This window comes from Burkholderia sp. SR8, from assembly GCF_052851275.1.
The window spans coordinates 1-1135 of the sequence record NZ_JAULUC010000070.1 but is presented as its reverse complement, the minus strand read 5'-3'; the positions used below and the strand labels follow the sequence as shown (position 1 = coordinate 1135).

General features: G+C 65.3%; 2 protein-coding genes. Both read right to left on the bottom strand.

Going from position 1 to position 1135, the window contains the following annotated elements; translation table 11 throughout:
• On the bottom strand, positions 1 to 580 hold a 580-nt coding region (locus Q3A80_RS31835), incomplete at its 3' end, for an amino acid ABC transporter permease (protein ID WP_446332739.1).
• Positions 581 to 590: 10 nt separating this feature from the next.
• Positions 591 to 1135 (bottom strand): amino acid ABC transporter ATP-binding protein (locus Q3A80_RS31830; RefSeq protein WP_446332738.1); only part of this gene is annotated, 545 nt, incomplete at its 5' end.

The window sequence follows — 1135 nt, the reverse complement described above, 5'->3', positions numbered from 1 at the left end:
CCGAGTAGGTTTCGAGCGGCCGGTACGCTTCGGTCGCGACGCTCTTCGCGACGTACATCAGGTCGCCCACCGCGACGATTGCCACCAGCGCGCTTTGCTGAAGACTGCCGATGCCGTTCGTCAGCAGCACCGGCATCGCGCTGCGCAGCGCCTGCGGTAGCACGACGAAGATCGTGCGCTGCCACGGGCGCAGGCCGAGTGCGACCGCCGCATCGAGATGCTCCTTCGGCACCGCCTGCACGCCTGCGCGGTACGCTTCCGCGTTGAACGCGGTCAGGTTCAGGCCGAGCGCGAGCACGCCCATCGCGACCGGGTCGATGAACACGTCGACCATCATCGGGATGCAGTAGAAGAACCAGATGATCTGCAGCAGCGCGGGCGTGCAGCGGAAGAATTCGATGAAGAGCTGCGCGGGCCAGCGCACGAGCGTCCAGCGGCTCATCGCAAGCAGGCACAGCACGAAGCCGAGCACGAGGCCCATCGCGTTCGCGGCGACGGCCAGCACGACGGTGACCTTCAGCCCGTCGAGCAGCGCACCGACGCTGCCGGCGAGGAAACTGAAATCGAAGTGGTAGTTCATGGCTTCGGCCTCAGTCGAGATGCAGCACTTTCTCGAGGAATTCGCGTGTGCGCGCTTCCTTCGGGCACTTGAAGATCTGATCTGGCGCACCTTGCTCGACGATCTTGCCGTTCGCACAGAACACGACGCGCGTCGCGATGTCCCGCGCGAAGTGCATGTCGTGCGTGACGATGATCATCGCCATCTTCTGCTCCGCGAGCTGCAGCATCACGTTCTGCACTTCGACGACCATCTCCGGGTCGAGCGCCGACGTCACTTCGTCGAACAGCATCAGCTTCGGTTCGAGCATCAGCGCGCGTGCGATCGCGACGCGCTGCTTCTGGCCGCCGGACAACTGGCTCGGATATGCATGCAGCTTGTTTTCGAGGCCGAGGCGCGCGAGATACATGCGGGCGCGCTCGGTCGCGTCCGCCTTGGACAGCCCGCCGACGCGCACGGGCGCGAGGATCAGGTTGCCGAGCACCGACAGGTGCGGAAACAGCGTGTAGTGCTGGAACACCATCCCGACCTGCTTCTGCAGCTTCGCGTCGATGCGCCAGCCGCCGCGCGCGTCGC